The organism is Negativibacillus massiliensis (assembly GCF_900148495.1).
GTDB classification, from domain to species: Bacteria; Bacillota; Clostridia; order Oscillospirales; family Ruminococcaceae; genus Negativibacillus; species Negativibacillus massiliensis.
This window is the reverse complement of sequence record NZ_FTRU01000008.1, coordinates 851016-868076: the sequence shown is the minus strand read 5'-3', so window position 1 is coordinate 868076 and position 17061 is coordinate 851016. Positions and strand designations below refer to the sequence as shown.

Genomic DNA, 17061 nt, shown 5'->3' with positions numbered 1-17061 from the left:
TTTATATTAAAATGCAGACTGCCAGTCCCATCAAAGGCCCCAGCGCGGTGTACAACCTGCGCTCCCGGATATCTTCTTCCAAAAGTTCCTGCGCTTTGGCTGCCATCTTTTCCCGCAGCTGACAAAGCTCTTTGAGCTGTGTGTTCAGGTCGTATGCGCCTAAAACCTGTCCGACAAGCAAAAGCATTTCCCTGTCCTCACCACCCTGAACCGACTGTTCGACAGCCTGCTTCCACCGCTTAGGGAACGGGGCTTTTGGCAGGGAACAAAACTTTTTTAAATAACCAAGCGAGTCAAAAGGGCTTTTGGCAGCAAGTTCCAAAATCAGCGCATCCGCAGACTTTTGACAAAACGTAAGCTCTGCCGAGAGCGTGCCAAGCAGCTGGGAAGACAACAGCAGCAGTTCCCGCCGCTTATGTACCCTTGTCCCCATCGTGATGCCGATACTGCTTAGGCACAAAAACAAAAGTACCCTTCCCCAAAGTCCCATCAATCCTTCACCAGTCCTTTGTCTTGCTTGCAGCAGATCACCTTTTTTACCCTGCCCGGACAGCATGCACCGGACAAAAACACCACCTTATCAAAAGCAGCTGCCCTATATAAGTCCTGGTACTGCGGTTTTCGGCTCAGCTGTTCCTCGTCCTGTGCGTGGATGGAGGCCACAACACTGACACCGCAGTTGAGCGCCTGCAGCAGCTGTTCGACCTCCTGTCTGTCACCCAGCTCATCGCAGATAATCACCTGCGGGGAAAGGGTGCGCACCGCCTGCAAAATCCCGATATGTTTTGGAAATCCTGTCAGCACATCCAGACAGCCTTCCCGTTCTGCGGATGGATGGCCCATAATTTCGCCCCGCTCGTCCACCACCGTCACCCGATAATATTTTGCAAGCCACAGCGCCAGCGCACGCAGAAGGGTCGTTTTTCCGCTGGACGGCGCTCCTGCAATCAAAACCGAACACAGCCCGTCCCCAAAAACATCCTGTTTTAATATCTCGGGAAGCTTTGTTTCCTCCCTTGCCAGCCGGATATTTAACGAGGTGATCTTCTGAAAGCTGCTCACCTTTCCATCCTTGATGACAGCAGTTCCGCCAATCCCGACCCTGTGTCCTTCCGGTGTGGTGATAAATCCATTTTGAATTTGTGGCAGATAGGTATGGACCGAATATTCGCACAGTGCAGCAAAGGTTTCCTCCAGCTGCTGATGGTTTACCGGTGCTGCAGAGTTTCTTCCTGTCACCTTGCTGAGTAAAACGATGCGGTCAGGAAACACAAGAGAAATCTCCCTTCCTTCCTGAATCCTGATCTCCTGAATAGTTTCCATCATCTCCTGCGGGATTTGCTGCAACAGCTTTTCGGAAAGCACCGGTGACAGCATTTCGGCAAGGCTCTCTAATCTGGGATATGTTTTCATATTTGACCGTTCCTTTCTTTCCAAAGACGTCCTGTATCAAACCTTTGCTATTATGCTATGCAGGGCTGTCCCCAAAAAGAACCGAAAAAGCAAAAAAAGGCCGCCTGAACCTGCACCTCGATGCAAGCAGACGGTCTGTTTTATGTTATTTGGTTTTTAAATCACATGATGTTACAAAAACAATTCCATTTCATTTTCTTTATCGGTAAATCCTTTCTCCAAATACAAATGTCTAGCTTGTTCGCTACTATTAAGCCATAATCTGTTTATATTGTTTTTTTGACTAAATTCAATGATAGCATTCAAAATTTGATTTGCATAACCATTCTTTCTAGCTTCCGGAACAGTATATATGTTTAATATATAACCCTCTAATCCATTTAAATTTTCTTTATATGGAATACGTGTAAATAAGCACAGAGAGCCTATTGCAATAAGCCTATCTCCTTGAAAAATTCCCCAGCTAAATAAATCTTTATTTACATGAGATAAGTAATATTGATGCGTTTTCATTTTGAGTTCAGAAAGATCTGAATCTTTAGAAATTTCACCCAATTCCTCAAATAATTGTATTCTTAATCTGCAAAACTCATTTACCGCTTTTTCATCCAACTGTACAATTTTCATATTATAAAGGTCGCCTTTCATATTTTAATTTTCATTTGCTTTCTACCATTAATTTTACCACACTCCCAAAAGTAAATCTATCGAAGAGCACAAAAATGCCCGAGCATCTTCTGCCCGGGCATTTGATATCAAGATTTTATTTTTTGTAAACCACTCTGCCGTCAACAATGGTCATCTGGGTGTTAAAGTCATCGTCAAATACAGCAAAGTCTGCATTGCAGCCTGCTCTGAGAGAACCGATGCGGTCCTGCATTCCCATTGCTCTTGCCGGGTTGAGGCTGGCCGCGCTGACAATCTCCCACAATGGCTTGTTGGTGTTTTTGTGAACATTGTCGATTGCCTTGTTGAGGGTCAGGATGCTTCCTGCAAGGGTTCCGTCCATCAGACGCGCACTGGTTTCGTCAACTACAACCTTGAGTTCTCCCAGGGTATATTCTCCCTGCGGCATACCGCCTGCACGCATACAGTCAGTAATCAGGACAAATTTGTCTTTGCCCTTGCAGTCCATTACAAACTGGAACATTGCCGGATGAACGTGGATGGTGTCGCAGATCATCTCGGTGTAAACATTCGAACGCAATGCTGCGGTAACAACACCCGGTTTGCGGTGATGCATTGGGGTCATGGCATTGTACAGGTGGGTCACCTGAGTTGCACCATTTTCAATTGCTTCCATTGCCTGCTCATAGGTTGCAGCGGTGTGTCCGATCGAAACCTTGATTGGGGTCTCGGTGGTCACCTTGCGGATAAATTCCATGCCGCCTTCCTTGTCCGGAGCAACGGTTACAACACGAATGACATCGCTGTACTGCTTCATAAAGTCAAAGTCAAAATCAGCGATATAATTTTCTTCATGAGCACCTTTGTATGCTGGATGGATGAATGGGCCTTCCATGTTGATACCCTCGATGACAGCACCATCCCAGCCTTCTCCGCTCTTTCCGACTACGGTGCGCACCAGATCAAACACCTTTGCGGTGCGGTCCAGCGGCAGGGTAACCGAAGTTGCCAGAAAACGGGTAACACCGTTTTTCACTACGGTAGAAGCGATGGTGCGCAGTGCTTCCTCGCTTCCGTCCATGGTATCGCAGCCGCCGCTGCCGTGGATGTGTACATCAAACAGTCCCGGTGTTACCAGTGCACCGTTTACCTCGATGCGTTCAGCCTCTGCCGGTACTTCCGATTCCGGAACGATTCCGATAATTTTATCCTCAAACAGGATTGCTTTGCCCTCTTCGATGCGGTCGTGCATAACAAGTCTTCCGCCACAGATTGCTTTCATGTCGATCTTCCTTTCGTTTGAATCTCGTTTATGATTCCTGATTTTCTTCTGTTTCACTTTCTTTTGGAACGATTGGCGGCAGTGCGCTGACTCTGCCGTGGTTCTTTGCAATCAGGAACTTGATTTTGATTCCCTGTTCCATAAACATATTCTCGTGTTCGGTCACGATGTTTTCAGCAAAACCGCTTGCTGCCAGATCGTAGGTGATGTATTCCTGTGTAAAGCCGCACATGTTAAAATAGGTAAGCGACTCCTCAAACAGCTCATCATCGTCGGTCTTAAACCAGATTTCGCCGCCGTTTTTCAAAAATTCCTGATAGAAAAACAGCTGTCTTGGATAGGTCAGTCTCTTTTTCTTGTGTTTTTTCTTTGGCCATGGGTTGCAGAAATTGATATAGATGCGGTCCACCACATCGTTTGAGTCGAACACCTGCAAAATGCGCTCAATGTCATAAGCAAAGATGCGCACATTGTCCGGTTCCTTCTCTGCCTGCGCATATGCCTTTTCAATGTTGCGCTTGGTCAGTCCCAGAATATCGCTTTTGATGTCCACCGCGATAAAGTTGATGTCCGGATTGCTCACCGCTTTCTGTGCCATGAATCCGCCCTTGCCGCAGCCAAGCTCCAGATGCAGCGGCTGCTGTTTTGGAAAAAGTTCATGCCAGTGACCGATGTGATTTTCCGGATCGTCTATGCAAAATGGACACTCCGCAAGTTCTGGGCGCGCCCACGGTTTTCTTCTGATTCTCATATGATTCCTCCCATACTTTGTCTAGGATTTATCATAGCACAAAACCGGAATGCAGACAAGGCGTTTTCCCTGTCTTTTGCCATGGAAAAGAAAAAAAGAGGAAGGAGCATGCCTTCCTCTTTTTCCTAATACTTCCTATTTTGCAGCTTTTTCTTTTTTGAGCATCATTTCCAGCATCAGCTGATCCAGCTGTACCGAACCGCCGTTTCCAAGCTCTGCAAAGTTGGAAATGGTTTTTTCTACGTCGTCCTCAACGATACCGTCGGTGGACAGAACGCGGATACCTTTGAGTGCCATCAAAGCAGCCTGCATTGCAGCATTGGTGCAGGTTGCGATCTTCAGTGCACAGTCAGCTTTTGCACCGTCGCACAGCATACCGGTAACGTTGCCGATCATGTTGAATACTGCGTTCTCAATTTCCTTGAGTCCGCCGCCCAGCAGGTAAACGATACCACATGCAGAACCGGTTCCTGCAACGGTAGCACCGCAGAATCCGGACAGTCTGCCAAACTGAGATTTGATATAAATACCCATCAGGTGGCTGATGGTAGCGGCACGCAGCATCTGCTCTTCGGATGCACCACGTTTTTTCGCAACCGCTACAACCGGCATCGTGCAGGCAATACCCTGGTTGCCCGAACCGGAGTTGGAAACAACCGGAAGATCAGCGCCAGCCATACGGGCATCAGCGCCAGCGGAAGCAAGCTCCATTGCGTAGGTTACCAAAGAATCTGCACGGTAGCCTTTTTCGATATCTTCTCTAAAGCCTCTGCCGATGCACAGACCGTATGGATTTGCAAGACCTTCGTTGCTGATAGCGGTGTTGACATCAATGCTCAGTTTTACCTTGTCAAGCAAAGCCAGGTCAGCGGTGGTAGCATATTCATAAATTTTTGCAACCGACAGAATCTCTTTGATCTCGGTATCGGAATAGCCACCGGAAGCGCTCTGTTCTTCCTGACGTTTGTCCAGAACTACCTTGCCGTTTTCTTCAATATATACGACATTGGTATGTACGTTTGCGATGATTGCTTTTGCTGTTTTGGTCTCACCTTTTACCAGAACTTCGATGTACAGCTTCTCCGGAACTTTTGCAAGCTCTACTTTAACAGCTTTGTTTTTTACCATATCGCTTGCCTGCTGAATCTGTTCTGCAGAAAGGCCGTTGATTACCTGCAGCTGTTTTTCCGGTTTTGCTACGATTGCGCCGATAGCAACAGCATATTCGATGCCGACCAGATCGGTGCCCGGGATACCAGCGGAATAAGCATTTTTAATGATGTTTCCGCTTGCAAAGGTGTGGATGTATTTTACTTCTTCGCCCAGATGTGCAGCAGCAGTTGCAGCAGTCAGAGCCAGTGCGCCAGGCTCGGTGCATCCTGTTGCCAGTACCAGACCATCGTTCAAAATAGAAGTAATCGCTTCGTAGTTCATTTTGGATATCCCCTTCTTATGATCTTTACATGATTCGCTCATCTTCATCAGAGAGTTATTTATTTCTATCTTATTATAGCTTTTTTTGTCATAAATTTCAATCACGATAGCACGGCTTTTAAAATATTTCCGAAAACAAAGTCAAAATTCTGTATAAAACAGCAAAAAGCAGATAAGGTTTCCCTCATCTGCTCTGGTGTTCCAACAACATTCTGTCATTATCGATCTGTTTGCTGCACGCTTTTGAAAAGCGATCCATCAAGTCAGAAACGGTCATCTTTTCCCGCTCTGCCCCACAGAAATCCAGCAGGATTCTGCCATCGTCCATCATGATGGTACGATTCCCAAGCTCAAGTGCCGAACGGATATTGTGGGTGATCATCAAGGTGGTAATGTGGTTTTCCTCCACAATCCGCTTTGTGATGGAAAGCACCTTTTCAGCTGTAGCAGGGTCAAGTGCTGCAGTGTGCTCGTCAAGCAGCAGCAGTTTCGGTGTCACCATGGTACACATCAGCAGACTCACTGCCTGACGCTGTCCGCCCGAAAGCATCCCGATAGGTGTCTGCATTCGATCTTCCAGCCCCAGTTCCAGCTGGGCAAGCTGCTCTCTGAAAAACTCCCGCTCCTTTTTGGAGATTCCAAACCCAAAGCGGTGCTTTTTCCCGCGCAGGTAGGAAAGTGCCAGATTTTCCTCCACCGTCATGGAAGGAGCAGTTCCTCGCATCGGGTCCTGAAAGATCCTTCCGATCCTGCTTGCCCGTTTGTGTTCCGGCAAAAAGGTAATGTCCTCATTATCTAAGAGGATTCTTCCGCTGTCCGGCAGGATGCTTCCTGCAATCAGGTTAAACAGGGTGGATTTGCCCGCACCATTGGAACCGATCACCGTAACAAATTCTCCGGTATTGACCAGGAGATCAAGGTGATCCATCGCACGTTTTTCATTCCCTGTATTGGGATAAAAGGTTTTGCTCACCTGTTCAAGTTTCAGCATGACAAATTTCCTCCCATCTTTTCCTTGCCGGATTTTGCCTGTGATTTCTTCCGGAACAGTGCAATTGAGTCACAGATTGCCGGATAGGACATTGCAAGAGCAACAATGATAGCGGTAATGAGCTTTAAGCTGGAGGAAGAAAAGTTCAGTTCCAGCGCCTGTGCGATAATCAGGCGGTATAAAATCGAGCCGACTGCCGCCGCGACAACTCCGGAAAGAACTCCCTTGCGCTTTACAAAAATCCCCACCGCGATTTCTCCTATAATAAAGGAAGCAAGTCCGATTACCACCATGCCGATTCCCATTCTCACCTCAGCATAGCAGTTGTAGTGTGCGATCATCGCTCCCGAAAGAGCAACACAGGCGTTGGCTCCCATCAGTCCTGCTGTCTTGGTCAGGTCTGCATTGATGGAGGAGGAACGCACCATCGACTCATTGTCTCCGGTCGCCCGTACCGAAAGGCCAAATGGTGTCTTTAAAAACAAAACCATCGCTGCACCGGCTAAAATCAGTATCAGTAAGGAAAGAACCATTCCCTGTGCCTGCTTGCCGACCAACGAGCCAAATGCGGTATAAATGCTTTCCTGCTGGGTGATCGGGACATTTGCCTTATCGTCCATCACCATCAGGTTGATCGAATAAAGCGCTGTCATGGTAATGATGCCGGCAAGAATCGGCTGAATCTTCATCTTGGTCTGCAAAAATGCAGTGAGGAAGCCGGCAGCTGCGCCGGCAAGGATTGCGGCGAACAGTCCCAGAATTGGATGTCCCGAAAGGGTCATCACCACCGCGACTGCTGCCCCCAGTGTAAAGCTGCCATCTACCGTCAGGTCCGGGATGTTCAGCACCCGATAGGATAAGAACAAACCCAGCACCATCAGGGAGTAGATCAATCCCAGCTCAATGGCTGACAGAAAGGAATATAAACTCATCATCTCTCATCTTCTCCTATCTTTCTTTACTGGAGCAGACTGCTTTGCGTAAAATAATCAATCTTCATCGCGTGACGTACCGCTTCCAGGGTCTGCTCTGCCCGTTCCCTTGCCGCCATGCTGCCCTGATAGAGCATCTCATAAACTTCCGGCAGGCGCTGTTCCCACTCTTTGCGCCGCTGATAGATTGGCTGTAATCTCGACTGCAATACCTGACTGAGAAAACGCTTTACCTTGATGTCTCCCAGTCCTCCGCGCTGATAATGCTCCTTCAGTTCCTGCAAACTGCTGTACTCTGGCAGAAACTGTGAGAAATCTTCCGGTTCACAAAAGGCATCCAGATAGAGAAAAACCGGATTTCCTTCCACCCTTCCCGGGTCGCTGACCTTAATGTGATTAGGGTCGGTGAACATGGACATGACCTTTCGTTCAATCTCTTTTGGCTCATCCGAAAGGTAGATGCAGTTTCCAAGCGATTTGCTCATCTTTGCCTTGCCGTCGATACCGGGCAGACGGCAGCAGGACGCATTTTCCGGCAGGATGATCTGCGGCTCTGTCAAAGTCTCCCCATAAACTGCATTAAACTTGTGGACGATCTCCCTACACTGTTCGATCATCGGCATCTGGTCTTCTCCCGCTGGAACTGCGGTTGCTCCAAAAGCTGTGATGTCTGCCGCCTGGCTGATTGGGTAACAGAAAAATCCCACCGGAATGCTCGCCTCAAAGTTTCGCATCTGAATTTCCGATTTTACGGTCGGGTTTCTCTGCAGACGGGACACCGTGACCAGATTCATATAATAAAAACTTAGTTCAGTCAGCTGCGGAACCATCGACTGAATGAAGATGGTGGATTTTTCCGGGTCAATCCCACAGGAAAGATAATCCAGCGCCACTTGCATGATGTTCTGCCTTACCTTTTCCGGATGCTCAGCGTTGTCAGTCAGTGCCTGAGCATCTGCAATCATGATGTAGATTTCGTCAAAACTGCCGCTGTTTTGCAGCTTGACTCGCTCCCTTAATGAGCCTGCGTAATGTCCTACATGCAAGCGTCCTGTCGGACGATCCCCTGTCAAAATAACCTGTTTCATCGAAAATAGCGCTTCCTTTCATTCTCACTTTGTTCGTCTGGTTTTGTTAAGAAAGCATACTAGCCTGAGAAGCGATCTCTTCCGGAATTTCCACTCCGATTGCTTTTGCTGTTTCAGGATTGATAAAGGTTCCGAATTCTTCCATAGTGACCACTGGAAGTTCGCTGACGGGAGTTCCTTCCAGAACTTCTGCCGCTATCTTGGCGGTTTCTTTTCCCAGTCCGGTGTATTCGATTCCGACCGTTGCAAAACCGCCGTCCTGCACCATAGAATCTGCTCCGGTATAAATCGGGATCTGATTGTCGATGCCCACCTGTGCCAGAGTCTGCATTGCCTGTGCGATGGTGTTGTCGATTGGGACATAGATTGCATCAACATCTTCTGCAAGGGACTGTGCTGCCTGCTGCAATTCCGAAACCTCACTGATGGTCATAAGCTTGGTCTGGTAGCCCATCTGTTCTGCTTCTGCCATGGCTTTTTCGGCAGTTATCTGTGCGTTAATTTCCGAGGTGGTGTACAGAAAACCGATGGTCTTTACCTCCGGTGTCAGCTTCTGACAGAGCTTCATGACCTCATCGACCGGGATCGCATCGGAAGTACCGGTGATATTTCCTTCCGGCTGCTGTGGGTTCTGTATCAGTTTTGCCTCTACCGGATCGGTCACCGCAGAAAATACAATCGGGATGTCGGTGGTGGATGCCGCTGCGGTCTGGGCGGTCGGTGTTGCGATTGCGACGATCAGATCAACGTCATCGCCTACAAACTTTTTGCAGATGGTACTCAAATTGCTCTGTTCTCCCTGCGCGTTTTGAATATCGTATTCAACCTTGTCTTCGCCATATCCCAGCGCTTCCATCTCGTCCAGGAAGGACTCCCGGATGGTGTCAAGCGAGGTGTGCTCCATAATCTGCACAACTCCCACATGAACCTTGTCATCTCCCTGATGTGCGCTGGAACTGCCACCGCTATTGCTATTGCCGCTGCATCCACTCATAGATGCCATCATCATTGCTGCCAGTGCGATACTTATAAACTTTTTCATAACCACAACTCCTTAAAATCAGCGTTTGTTCGCCTTTTTTTGAGTTGGCTTTTGTTCGGTGAAGGAGCGATGCAATAAAAAAAGCACCTATCCTTGTAAAAAACAAGGACAGATGCTAAAAATCTGCGGTACCACCTTGATTGACGAAAAAACGTCCACCTCAAACAGAATGCCAACACATTCCTGACCAGATAACGCCGGTCACAGCGTCAGGGGATACTAAGAAAATTTTTACGGAAATCACTTTTCTTTTCGCCCTGCCCTCTGGGGTCCATTTGTCTGATTCGTTTCCTGCCGGAATCTCAGCTTGCTCCGGCTCTCTGTGAGGTCGTGGTCAGTTTTATCTCCCCATCAACGGTTTTGCTTTTGTTGTGCCTTATTAAACCACGTTTGTTTTGGTTTGTCAATCCCTTTTTTAAAATTTTTATTTTTTAATGCAATTTATTAACGCTTTATTGTGTAAAAGTAATAATATGCAGGACTCAAAATAAAATCCTGCATATTTTCAAAGAGTTACTTTTTGCTTGCGATATAGTGCTCCTGATTTTTCTTACTCTCATCCATGATGCACTGGTAGATTACCGCAAGGGCATCGCGGTATTCTTCCTTGGTGAGGGCAGAGACTTTTTCAATCACCTGTTTTTCACGTTCCGGATGATAAACTGGCAGATTATGTTCGATTTTGTAGGCAGCTACTTCGTTCGTAATTTCCATGCGCTCGGTCAGGAGGGCTGCAATCTGGCGATCGAGCTGGTCGATACGGTCGCGGATTTGTGTGAGGTCCATAGTAATTCTCCTTTTGATATAAAATGAAGTTTTCGTCCACCTTGCGCCGATTGAGAGAAAAATAAAAGTTTTACTCAATTTTTTTCAAAAAATTGTGGGTTTCCAAAGGGCAAAGCCCTTGGTCGCACTCCGCAGAGTGCGAAACTCTTTATCCGTGAAAGCGCATTTTTGAGAGCTCGAGAACTTTTTGCAAGTGAAAAAGTTCTCGAAAACCAATTGTTTGTACAGACTGACCTCAAAAATTATCCAGTGGATGATTTTTGACAGATGAACTGCATTCCGGTTTACATCTGCACCTCTTTGTGCAGATGCGCACTAACGTGCGACAGCCACAGAAATACTCCCTGCGTCTATCGATTTTGAATCGTATTGTTTTATTGTCACAGGGGCTTTGCCCCCGTACCCCCACAAACTTTTGTGTACAAAAGTTTGACAAAAAACTTCTGTTTTTGGCGTTTACTTATTCAATTCTTCCTTGATTCGGCTTCCATCTGCCAACAGCTGGGTCAGGCGCTGACTGTCATTTTCTGCAATTGCGTGACGATATTCCTGCAAACTGGAAATCAGAATGTCCAGATCATCCAGCAAATTCTGACGATTTAGTAAAAACAATTCACTCCACATTACCGGATTTAATTTTGCCACGCGGGTCAAATCCTGAAAGCTTCCGCCGGTATAACCTTTGTAATTCATGCACAGCGGATTCTTAATATAAGCACTCGAAAGAATATGCGCCAGCTGCGAAGTGTAGCCGATCATCTTGTCGTGGCTTTCCGGATCAGTAAAGACAATGCGTCCAAAACCGATTTCGTTGCAGAGCTGCTGAACCAGATCCAGTGCCCAGGAATCGGTGAAGATCGGGGTCAGGATCATGCTGGAACCAGAAAACAGATCTGCCGATGCGTTCTGATAGCCCCAGCGTTCTCTGCCTGCCATCGGATGACCGCCGATAAACTCCACATGATGACTCTTGCATACCTGCGCCACCTGAGAAACCACCGATTTTTTTACGCCACAGATATCCATGATGATGCTGCCCGGCTTCATCTGATCGATGTGCTCCAGAATAAACTCTACCGTAACCTTCGGGAACAGCGCTACGATCAGGAGATCCAGCTGTCCAAAATCGTTCAGTTCCCCATCGATGCTGTGATCCGCAAGGGCGGATTTCATGGTTTCTCCGTCGATGTCCAGTCCATAGACGGTACACTCGGTGTTTTGTTTAATCGCCTTTGCCAGTGATGCTCCAATCAGTCCCAAACCTACAATTCCGATTTTCTGATTCATTCTCTGTCCTTCTTCCCCAAAGGGAGGGATTTCCCTCCGCTTACAATGTTTTGAAAAATTCCTTCGTCTTGTTTACCTTCTTCATCAGTGCGTCAAACTGTTCTGGACGCAGAGACTGTGCACCGTCACACAGTGCCTTTTCCGGGTTATTGTGTACCTCAATCATTACGCCGTCTGCACCTGCAGCGATTGCAGCCAGGGTCAGTGGCTCTACCATCCACGGAATACCGGTTGCGTGGCTAGGGTCGATGATGACCGGCAGGTGGGTGAGCTTTTTGAGCAGTGGAACTGCTGCAAGGTCCAGTGTGTTGCGGGTTTTTGTCTCAAAGGTGCGGATACCTCGTTCGCAGAGGATAACGTTTTCGTTGCCTTCTGCCATGATGTACTCTGCACTCATCAAAAACTCCTCAATGGTGCTGGAAAGTCCGCGTTTGAGCAGGATTGGTTTGTTCAGACGGCCAACACGTTTCAGCAGCTCAAAGTTCTGCATATTTCTTGCACCGACCTGAATCACATCCACATTTTCGAACAGGTCGATATCCTCGTAGCTCATGATCTCGGTGACAATTGGCAATCCGGTTTCCTCTTTTGCCTTGAGCAGCAGCTGGATTCCTTCCCCTCTCAGTCCCTGGAAAGAGTATGGGGAGGTTCTTGGCTTGAATGCACCGCCGCGCAGAAGTCCTGCACCGGAAGCTTTCACATCCCTTGCAACCTCGCAGATCTGTTCCGGTGTCTCAACCGAGCATGGACCCGCGATTACCTGAAAATCTCCGCCGCCGATCTTTACTCCATGAACATCCACAACGGTATTTTCCGGATGGAACTTTCTGTTTGCCTTTTTGTATGGCTCCTGAATTCTCTTTACTTCTTCTACAATATCCAGCGACTCAATCTTACCGATATCAATTTTGGTGGTATCTCCGACCAGACCCATCAAAGTGGTGTTCACACCTTTGGAAAAGTGGATCTGAAGCCCTAAGCCTTCCAGCTCTTTTTTCAAATTCTCTACCTGCTGCGGACAAGCATTCTGTTTTACAATAACAATCATGGTTCATTCTCCTTATTCTGTTCATTACACAAAAAAACCGGTGCCTTCTGTTTCCAAAAGCACCGGCTCAATTTTACCTTCTTATGGCTGCATGGATGCAGTCACGCCAAAAAGATAAGAACGATTATCGGTCGAAAGGAAAACAGCACGAAAGACCAACGCCATAAAAATAGCCCTGGTAGGAATAATATCGTGTTGTCATCTGGATACCGACCATTTTTCTCGCTCCTTCTTTCTGATTTGCCCTTATCATATCCTATTCCGGCATGATTTGTCAATAGATTTTGCAAAAATATTTTATCGCTTTAAAGCAAATATGCAATTTATCAAAGAAATCATGCTCTGTTTTCTGGTTTGCGACAGGCTTTTCCACTTTTCCACATTTTTTGCATACCTGTTTCAACATTTTTTTCACATATTTTTTGCTATACTCTGATTGGAAAAGCCCCATATCCAAAATATTCGACCAAAGGAGGGATGATTCGTGGGGTACATTTCTGTTATTGCACAAAAAGGTTCGCAGATGCTGTTTTCGGTTCCGGAATATAATGTCTATTTTTCCATGCCTGTTTCCGAGCTTCCCAAAATATCTCCGCTTTCCTTCGAGTGGTTTGAGGAATATCTGCCAAACACCCCCTATGACCCGTATGAGATCCTTCTTTTATCCGACGGCAGTGTCCGCGACCGATAAAGATTTCATAAAAAGGGAGAAATCTATTTCCAATTGCTCCTATTTTGTGTTATACTGTTCTACAATATCCAGAACCGAAGACTCCCTTCGTGGTCTGGTATCCCGGAACCTTCCGGGACAAGTATAACAAAAAAGGGTGAGATCTCACATGAAGAAAACCAAAGCAAAATCGATCGTATTTCTGATCATCACGTTGCTTGTGGCGCTTTATATCTTTTTTGAAGCGCCGAACCTGAACCCTCTGTATCTGGACGGTGCCGTTTTCTGGGCGACTTTGATCACCATTTATGTCGGTGTCGGGGCGCTGATGAAAATCGGTGATTTTTCCTTTCATCCGGAGGATATTCAGCCGGGACGCGTTCCCTTTTCCTATTCGGCAAAAGCAAAATTCCCAAAGATTCCGGCAATCATCATTGCAGTTCCATGGGCTGTCATCGTTGTTGTCATGATTATCTCCTCGGTCTTTTTCCAGTGGAAAGCCTACCGCGACCAGCTGGGAGAACCGGAAGTCAAAAAGTTTGACAGCGAGGTTCAGGCAATCGATGTTTCCCAGATTCCAATTGTTGATGAGGAGCTTGCGCTCCAGCTGGCACAGAAAAAACTCGGCGAGCGTCCGGCACTCGGTTCACAGGTCGCACTGTACACCGCTACCATCCAGATGGTGGACGGTGAACTGGTCTGGGTCGTTCCGCTGTATCATTCCGGCTTCTTCAAATGGCTGACCAATATGGACGGTACACCGGGTTACATCGTGGTATCTGCAACCAACACCAACGACGTCCGCTATGTGGAGGGCTACAAGATCAAATACCATCCGGACAGCTACCTGCTGTTTGATGTTGCCAGAAAGGTTCGTTTTGGTCCGGGTCTGATGACCGGTATCACCGACTATTCCTTCGAGCTGGATGACGACGGCCAGCCATACTGGGCAGTTTCCACCTATCACTACACCCGCGGATTTGCCCTGCCGGAAGCAACCGGTATTGTCCTGCTCAATGCAACTACCGGCGAAATGCAGCGTTATTCCGTTGAGGATGCTCCAGAGTGGGTAGACCGCGTTCAGCCGGAAGACTTTATCATCCAGCAGATCACCAACCGCGGTGCCTATGTCCATGGTATCTTCAACTTTGCAAACAAGGACAAATATCGTCCAAGTGAAGGCCACAACATCGTTTACAACAACGGAGAATGCTATCTGTTCACCGGATTGACCAGTGTCGGTGCCGATGACAGCGCAATCGGCTTTATCATGGTGGACATGGTAACCAAGAAACCGATTATGTACGAGATGAGCGGTGCAACCGAGCAGGCTGCCCAGCATTCTGCAGAAGGACGGGTACAGGACCTTGGCTACCAGGCAACCTTCCCGATTATCTTAAACATCGACAATCAGCCAACCTACTTTATGACGCTCAAAGACCGCATTGGTCTGATTAAACAATACGCCTTTGTTTCGGTTACCAACTACTCTACCGTAGGAACCGGCGAATCAGTCAGTGCTGCACTTCGCGACTATGAAAGCAAATTGCGCACCGACGGCGTCGTCACCATTGGTGATCTTGGTGAAAGCAATGAAACTATGCAGGGAACCATTCTGAGAATTTCCGGAGAATACAGCGGTGGAAACAGCATCTATAAATTCATCCTCTCCGAAAATCAGGACATCCTCTTTATGGCAGAATCCAGCACCGGTCTGGAGCTTGCACTGACCCAGCCAGGAGATAAGGTTTCTGTCACCTACTCTCTCTCTTCGGATGGTGTTGCAAACGTATCCTCGTTTGATAACCTGAATTTCACACAGAAAGCAAGCTAAGGGGGCAGATTGTATGCGCTTTGTTCTTGCGTTGCTTTTGATTCTTGCCGGTGTGTTCCCGGTTTTGATCCGCAACAATTTTTCTCCTTCTCAGATGCAAACACCGGAATGGATTGCCGTCGCCGTCTTTCTGATCATCGCACTGCTGCTGATTGTAGTGCGCAGAAAAAAATCTGACACACAGCCGGAAGGAATCCACAGCATGAGCTTTTCGTTTGAAAAGCTCACCTCCTTCCTTCCAGACGGCTCCCCCGCTCTGAAACAGGGTCAGCAGCTTTTCCTCCGCCCTTACATGGGAGAAGATCAGGAGCAGATTGCTGTCACCAATGAAAAGGCAGAAGCTTTTGGCTTTGTTCCGGAAGAATACCGGGAATATGTCCTCTCCCGCATTGAGTCCCACAGCCTCATTCAGACGGTGGTGACCGAACAGACCGAGGAACCTTTCGGAGCCTATTCCGTTAAAATCCGCATCACTTGCTAACAAAAAAAGCACCTGTAAAAACAGGTGCTTTTTTCATGCATTTAATAGCTTGTCCTAGAATTCGATGTATTCTTCACGCTCTGCGCCAACCGAAACATATTTGATCTTGCAGCCAACTTCTTTTTCGATGTAGCGAACATAGTCCAGAGCTGCTTTTGGCAGATCTTCTGGTTTTCTGCATTTTGTGATGTCGCAGTTCCAGCCGTCAACATATTCTACAACTGGTTTTGCAGCATCCAGATCTGCGCCGAATGGGAAGTTTTTGGTGATGGTGCCGTTTACATCATAAGCAACACAAACCGGAATCTTTTCAAAACCGGACAGAACATCCATCTTGGTCAGAGCGATTTCGTCTGCACCCTGAACACGGACACCGTAGCGGGAAGCAGGAATATCAAATGGACCAACACGTCTTGGACGGCCGGTAGCTGCGCCGTATTCGCCGCCAGCTTCACGCAGGTCTTCTGCTTCTTTGCCGAACATTTCGCAGGTGAAAGGACCTTCGCCAACGCAGGTGGAATATGCTTTCATAACGCCAACAACGTTATGCAGTTTGTGGTTTGGAATACCGGAACCGATTGGAGCGTATGCTGCAATGGTGTTGGAGGAAGAAGTGTATGGGTAGATACCGAAATCAATGTCACGCAGAGCACCCAGCTGTGCCTCGAACATGATCTTCTTTCCTGCTTTTTCTGCTTCATCCAGATAGAGGCTGGTATCGCAGATAAATTCTTTAATTGGGTCACCGTAGGTTTTGAGCCACTCCCAGATTGCATCGAAGCTGACTGGCTGTGCACCGTAAACCTTTTCGATGGTGAGGTTCTTCCATTCGATTACGCCTTCCAGATGTTTTTTCAGTGCTTCTGGCTGGAGCAGGTCACCGATACGGATTGCTTTTTTCATGTATTTGTCGCCGTAAACCGGAGCGATACCGCGGCGGGTAGAACCATATTTTGCATCAGCAAGACGCTCTTCTTCCAGGCAGTCCTGCATAACATGATATGGCAGACAGATTACTGCGCGGTCAGAAATCTTCAGATTTTCTGGAGTGATCTTCACACCTGCGCTAATCAGCTTGCCCATCTCTTTGTGAAGGTGTTCCAGGTCGATAACCATACCATTGCCCATTACGTTAACAACTTCTGGGCGGAGAATGCCGGATGGCATCAGGTTCAGGATAAATTTGCCGAGGTGATTGATAACGGTGTGACCAGCGTTGTTTCCGCCCTGATAGCGAACAACAACATCATAGTTCTCGGAAAGAAGGTCAACCATTCTTCCCTTTCCCTCGTCTCCCCAGTTGATACCAACAATTGCACTTAACATCTGTAAAAGACCTCCTTCATTACACGTTCTGAATCTCAGAAGATGCTGAGCCTCAGAACAAATCGTATC

Annotated in this window: 17 protein-coding genes; 3 read left to right on the top strand and 14 right to left on the bottom strand. The window is 47.4% G+C overall.

Annotated features, from left to right (window positions below; all coding sequences use genetic code 11):
- Position 1: 1 nt before the first annotated feature.
- The 13 genes from BQ5375_RS10050 to aroF all read right to left on the bottom strand — a co-directional run bounded on the left by BQ5375_RS10050 (position 2) and on the right by aroF (position 12681).
- The gene (locus BQ5375_RS10050; protein WP_159438034.1) at positions 2-490 is read right to left on the bottom strand and encodes a stage III sporulation protein AB; all 489 of its coding nucleotides are present in this window, start codon (positions 488-490) and stop codon (positions 2-4) included.
- Positions 490-1413, bottom strand: coding sequence for an AAA ATPase domain-containing protein (locus BQ5375_RS10045; RefSeq protein ID WP_076917822.1), 924 nt, complete (start codon positions 1411-1413; stop codon positions 490-492). The genes BQ5375_RS10050 and BQ5375_RS10045 overlap by 1 nt, the downstream gene beginning before the upstream one ends.
- Positions 1414-1584: 171 nt before the next feature.
- Positions 1585-2040 carry a GNAT family N-acetyltransferase gene (locus BQ5375_RS10040; RefSeq protein ID WP_083687660.1) on the bottom strand — a complete coding sequence of 152 codons (456 nt, stop codon included), beginning with the start codon at positions 2038-2040 and terminating at the stop codon, positions 1585-1587.
- Between the two features lie 136 nt (positions 2041-2176).
- Positions 2177-3322 carry an N-acetylglucosamine-6-phosphate deacetylase gene (nagA, locus tag BQ5375_RS10035; protein WP_076917821.1) on the bottom strand — a complete coding sequence of 382 codons (1146 nt, stop codon included), beginning with the start codon at positions 3320-3322 and terminating at the stop codon, positions 2177-2179.
- A gap of 28 nt (positions 3323-3350) precedes the next feature.
- Positions 3351-4073, bottom strand: coding sequence for a tRNA (guanosine(46)-N7)-methyltransferase TrmB (trmB, locus tag BQ5375_RS10030; RefSeq protein WP_022132365.1), 723 nt, complete (start codon positions 4071-4073; stop codon positions 3351-3353).
- A 135-nt stretch (positions 4074-4208) separates the two neighbouring features.
- A complete protein-coding gene (locus BQ5375_RS10025) occupies positions 4209-5507 on the bottom strand; it encodes an L-cysteine desulfidase family protein (RefSeq protein ID WP_076917820.1) in 1299 nt (432 codons plus the stop codon).
- Between the two features lie 184 nt (positions 5508-5691).
- Entirely contained in the window at positions 5692-6498 is an 807-nt protein-coding gene (locus BQ5375_RS10020) for an ABC transporter ATP-binding protein (RefSeq protein WP_022132367.1), read from the bottom strand.
- Complete coding sequence (locus BQ5375_RS10015; protein WP_022132368.1) at positions 6492-7433, bottom strand: ABC transporter permease; 942 nt, start codon at positions 7431-7433, stop codon at positions 6492-6494. Before BQ5375_RS10015 ends, BQ5375_RS10020 begins: the two co-directional genes overlap by 7 nt.
- 23 nt (positions 7434-7456) lie before the next feature.
- Positions 7457-8518 (bottom strand): tryptophan--tRNA ligase, encoded by a 1062-nt coding sequence (gene trpS, locus BQ5375_RS10010; protein ID WP_022132369.1) that lies wholly within the window; start codon positions 8516-8518, stop codon positions 7457-7459.
- A gap of 46 nt (positions 8519-8564) precedes the next feature.
- A complete protein-coding gene (locus BQ5375_RS10005) occupies positions 8565-9560 on the bottom strand; it encodes an ABC transporter substrate-binding protein (protein ID WP_022132370.1) in 996 nt (331 codons plus the stop codon).
- A gap of 513 nt (positions 9561-10073) precedes the next feature.
- On the bottom strand, positions 10074-10346 hold the full coding sequence (locus BQ5375_RS10000) for a chorismate mutase (RefSeq protein ID WP_022132371.1): 273 nt from the start codon (positions 10344-10346) through the stop codon (positions 10074-10076).
- Positions 10347-10802: 456 nt separating this feature from the next.
- Positions 10803-11633: a prephenate dehydrogenase gene (locus BQ5375_RS09995; protein ID WP_022132656.1), complete on the bottom strand. Its 831-nt coding sequence runs from the start codon at positions 11631-11633 to the stop codon at positions 10803-10805.
- Between the two features lie 40 nt (positions 11634-11673).
- A complete protein-coding gene (gene aroF / locus BQ5375_RS09990; protein ID WP_076917819.1) occupies positions 11674-12681 on the bottom strand; it encodes a 3-deoxy-7-phosphoheptulonate synthase in 1008 nt (335 codons plus the stop codon).
- A 484-nt stretch (positions 12682-13165) separates the two neighbouring features.
- On the opposite strand from aroF, the gene BQ5375_RS09985 reads away from it, so the two are divergent.
- The 3 genes from BQ5375_RS09985 to BQ5375_RS09975 all read left to right on the top strand — a co-directional run bounded on the left by BQ5375_RS09985 (position 13166) and on the right by BQ5375_RS09975 (position 15666).
- On the top strand, positions 13166-13372 hold the full coding sequence (locus BQ5375_RS09985; protein WP_022132653.1) for a hypothetical protein: 207 nt from the start codon (positions 13166-13168) through the stop codon (positions 13370-13372).
- 148 nt (positions 13373-13520) lie between these two features.
- Positions 13521-15185 carry a hypothetical protein gene (locus BQ5375_RS09980; protein ID WP_022132652.1) on the top strand — a complete coding sequence of 555 codons (1665 nt, stop codon included), beginning with the start codon at positions 13521-13523 and terminating at the stop codon, positions 15183-15185.
- A 13-nt stretch (positions 15186-15198) separates the two neighbouring features.
- Positions 15199-15666 (top strand): hypothetical protein, encoded by a 468-nt coding sequence (locus tag BQ5375_RS09975; RefSeq protein WP_022132651.1) that lies wholly within the window; start codon positions 15199-15201, stop codon positions 15664-15666.
- 54 nt (positions 15667-15720) lie between these two features.
- Here the strand turns inward: BQ5375_RS09975 and BQ5375_RS09970 are convergent, their stop codons facing one another.
- The gene (locus BQ5375_RS09970) at positions 15721-16992 is read right to left on the bottom strand and encodes an adenylosuccinate synthase (protein ID WP_076917818.1); all 1272 of its coding nucleotides are present in this window, start codon (positions 16990-16992) and stop codon (positions 15721-15723) included.
- Positions 16993-17061: the final 69 nt, after the last annotated feature.

Coding starts and splice junctions, on each gene's coding strand:
- BQ5375_RS09975 (WP_022132651.1), top strand. CDS start 15,199: ATGCGCTTTGTTCTTGCGTTGCTTTTGATTCTTGCCGGTGTGTTCCCG.
- BQ5375_RS10005 (WP_022132370.1), bottom strand. CDS start 9,560: ATGAAAAAGTTTATAAGTATCGCACTGGCAGCAATGATGATGGCATCT.
- BQ5375_RS10045 (WP_076917822.1), bottom strand. CDS start 1,413: ATGAAAACATATCCCAGATTAGAGAGCCTTGCCGAAATGCTGTCACCG.
- BQ5375_RS10015 (WP_022132368.1), bottom strand. CDS start 7,433: ATGATGAGTTTATATTCCTTTCTGTCAGCCATTGAGCTGGGATTGATC.
- aroF (WP_076917819.1), bottom strand. CDS start 12,681: ATGATTGTTATTGTAAAACAGAATGCTTGTCCGCAGCAGGTAGAGAAT.
- trmB (WP_022132365.1), bottom strand. CDS start 4,073: ATGAGAATCAGAAGAAAACCGTGGGCGCGCCCAGAACTTGCGGAGTGT.
- BQ5375_RS10020 (WP_022132367.1), bottom strand. CDS start 6,498: ATGCTGAAACTTGAACAGGTGAGCAAAACCTTTTATCCCAATACAGGG.
- BQ5375_RS10000 (WP_022132371.1), bottom strand. CDS start 10,346: ATGGACCTCACACAAATCCGCGACCGTATCGACCAGCTCGATCGCCAG.
- BQ5375_RS09980 (WP_022132652.1), top strand. CDS start 13,521: ATGAAGAAAACCAAAGCAAAATCGATCGTATTTCTGATCATCACGTTG.
- BQ5375_RS10050 (WP_159438034.1), bottom strand. CDS start 490: ATGGGACTTTGGGGAAGGGTACTTTTGTTTTTGTGCCTAAGCAGTATC.
- nagA (WP_076917821.1), bottom strand. CDS start 3,322: ATGAAAGCAATCTGTGGCGGAAGACTTGTTATGCACGACCGCATCGAA.
- BQ5375_RS10040 (WP_083687660.1), bottom strand. CDS start 2,040: ATGAAAATTGTACAGTTGGATGAAAAAGCGGTAAATGAGTTTTGCAGA.
- BQ5375_RS09970 (WP_076917818.1), bottom strand. CDS start 16,992: ATGTTAAGTGCAATTGTTGGTATCAACTGGGGAGACGAGGGAAAGGGA.
- BQ5375_RS10025 (WP_076917820.1), bottom strand. CDS start 5,507: ATGAACTACGAAGCGATTACTTCTATTTTGAACGATGGTCTGGTACTG.
- BQ5375_RS09995 (WP_022132656.1), bottom strand. CDS start 11,633: ATGAATCAGAAAATCGGAATTGTAGGTTTGGGACTGATTGGAGCATCA.
- trpS (WP_022132369.1), bottom strand. CDS start 8,518: ATGAAACAGGTTATTTTGACAGGGGATCGTCCGACAGGACGCTTGCAT.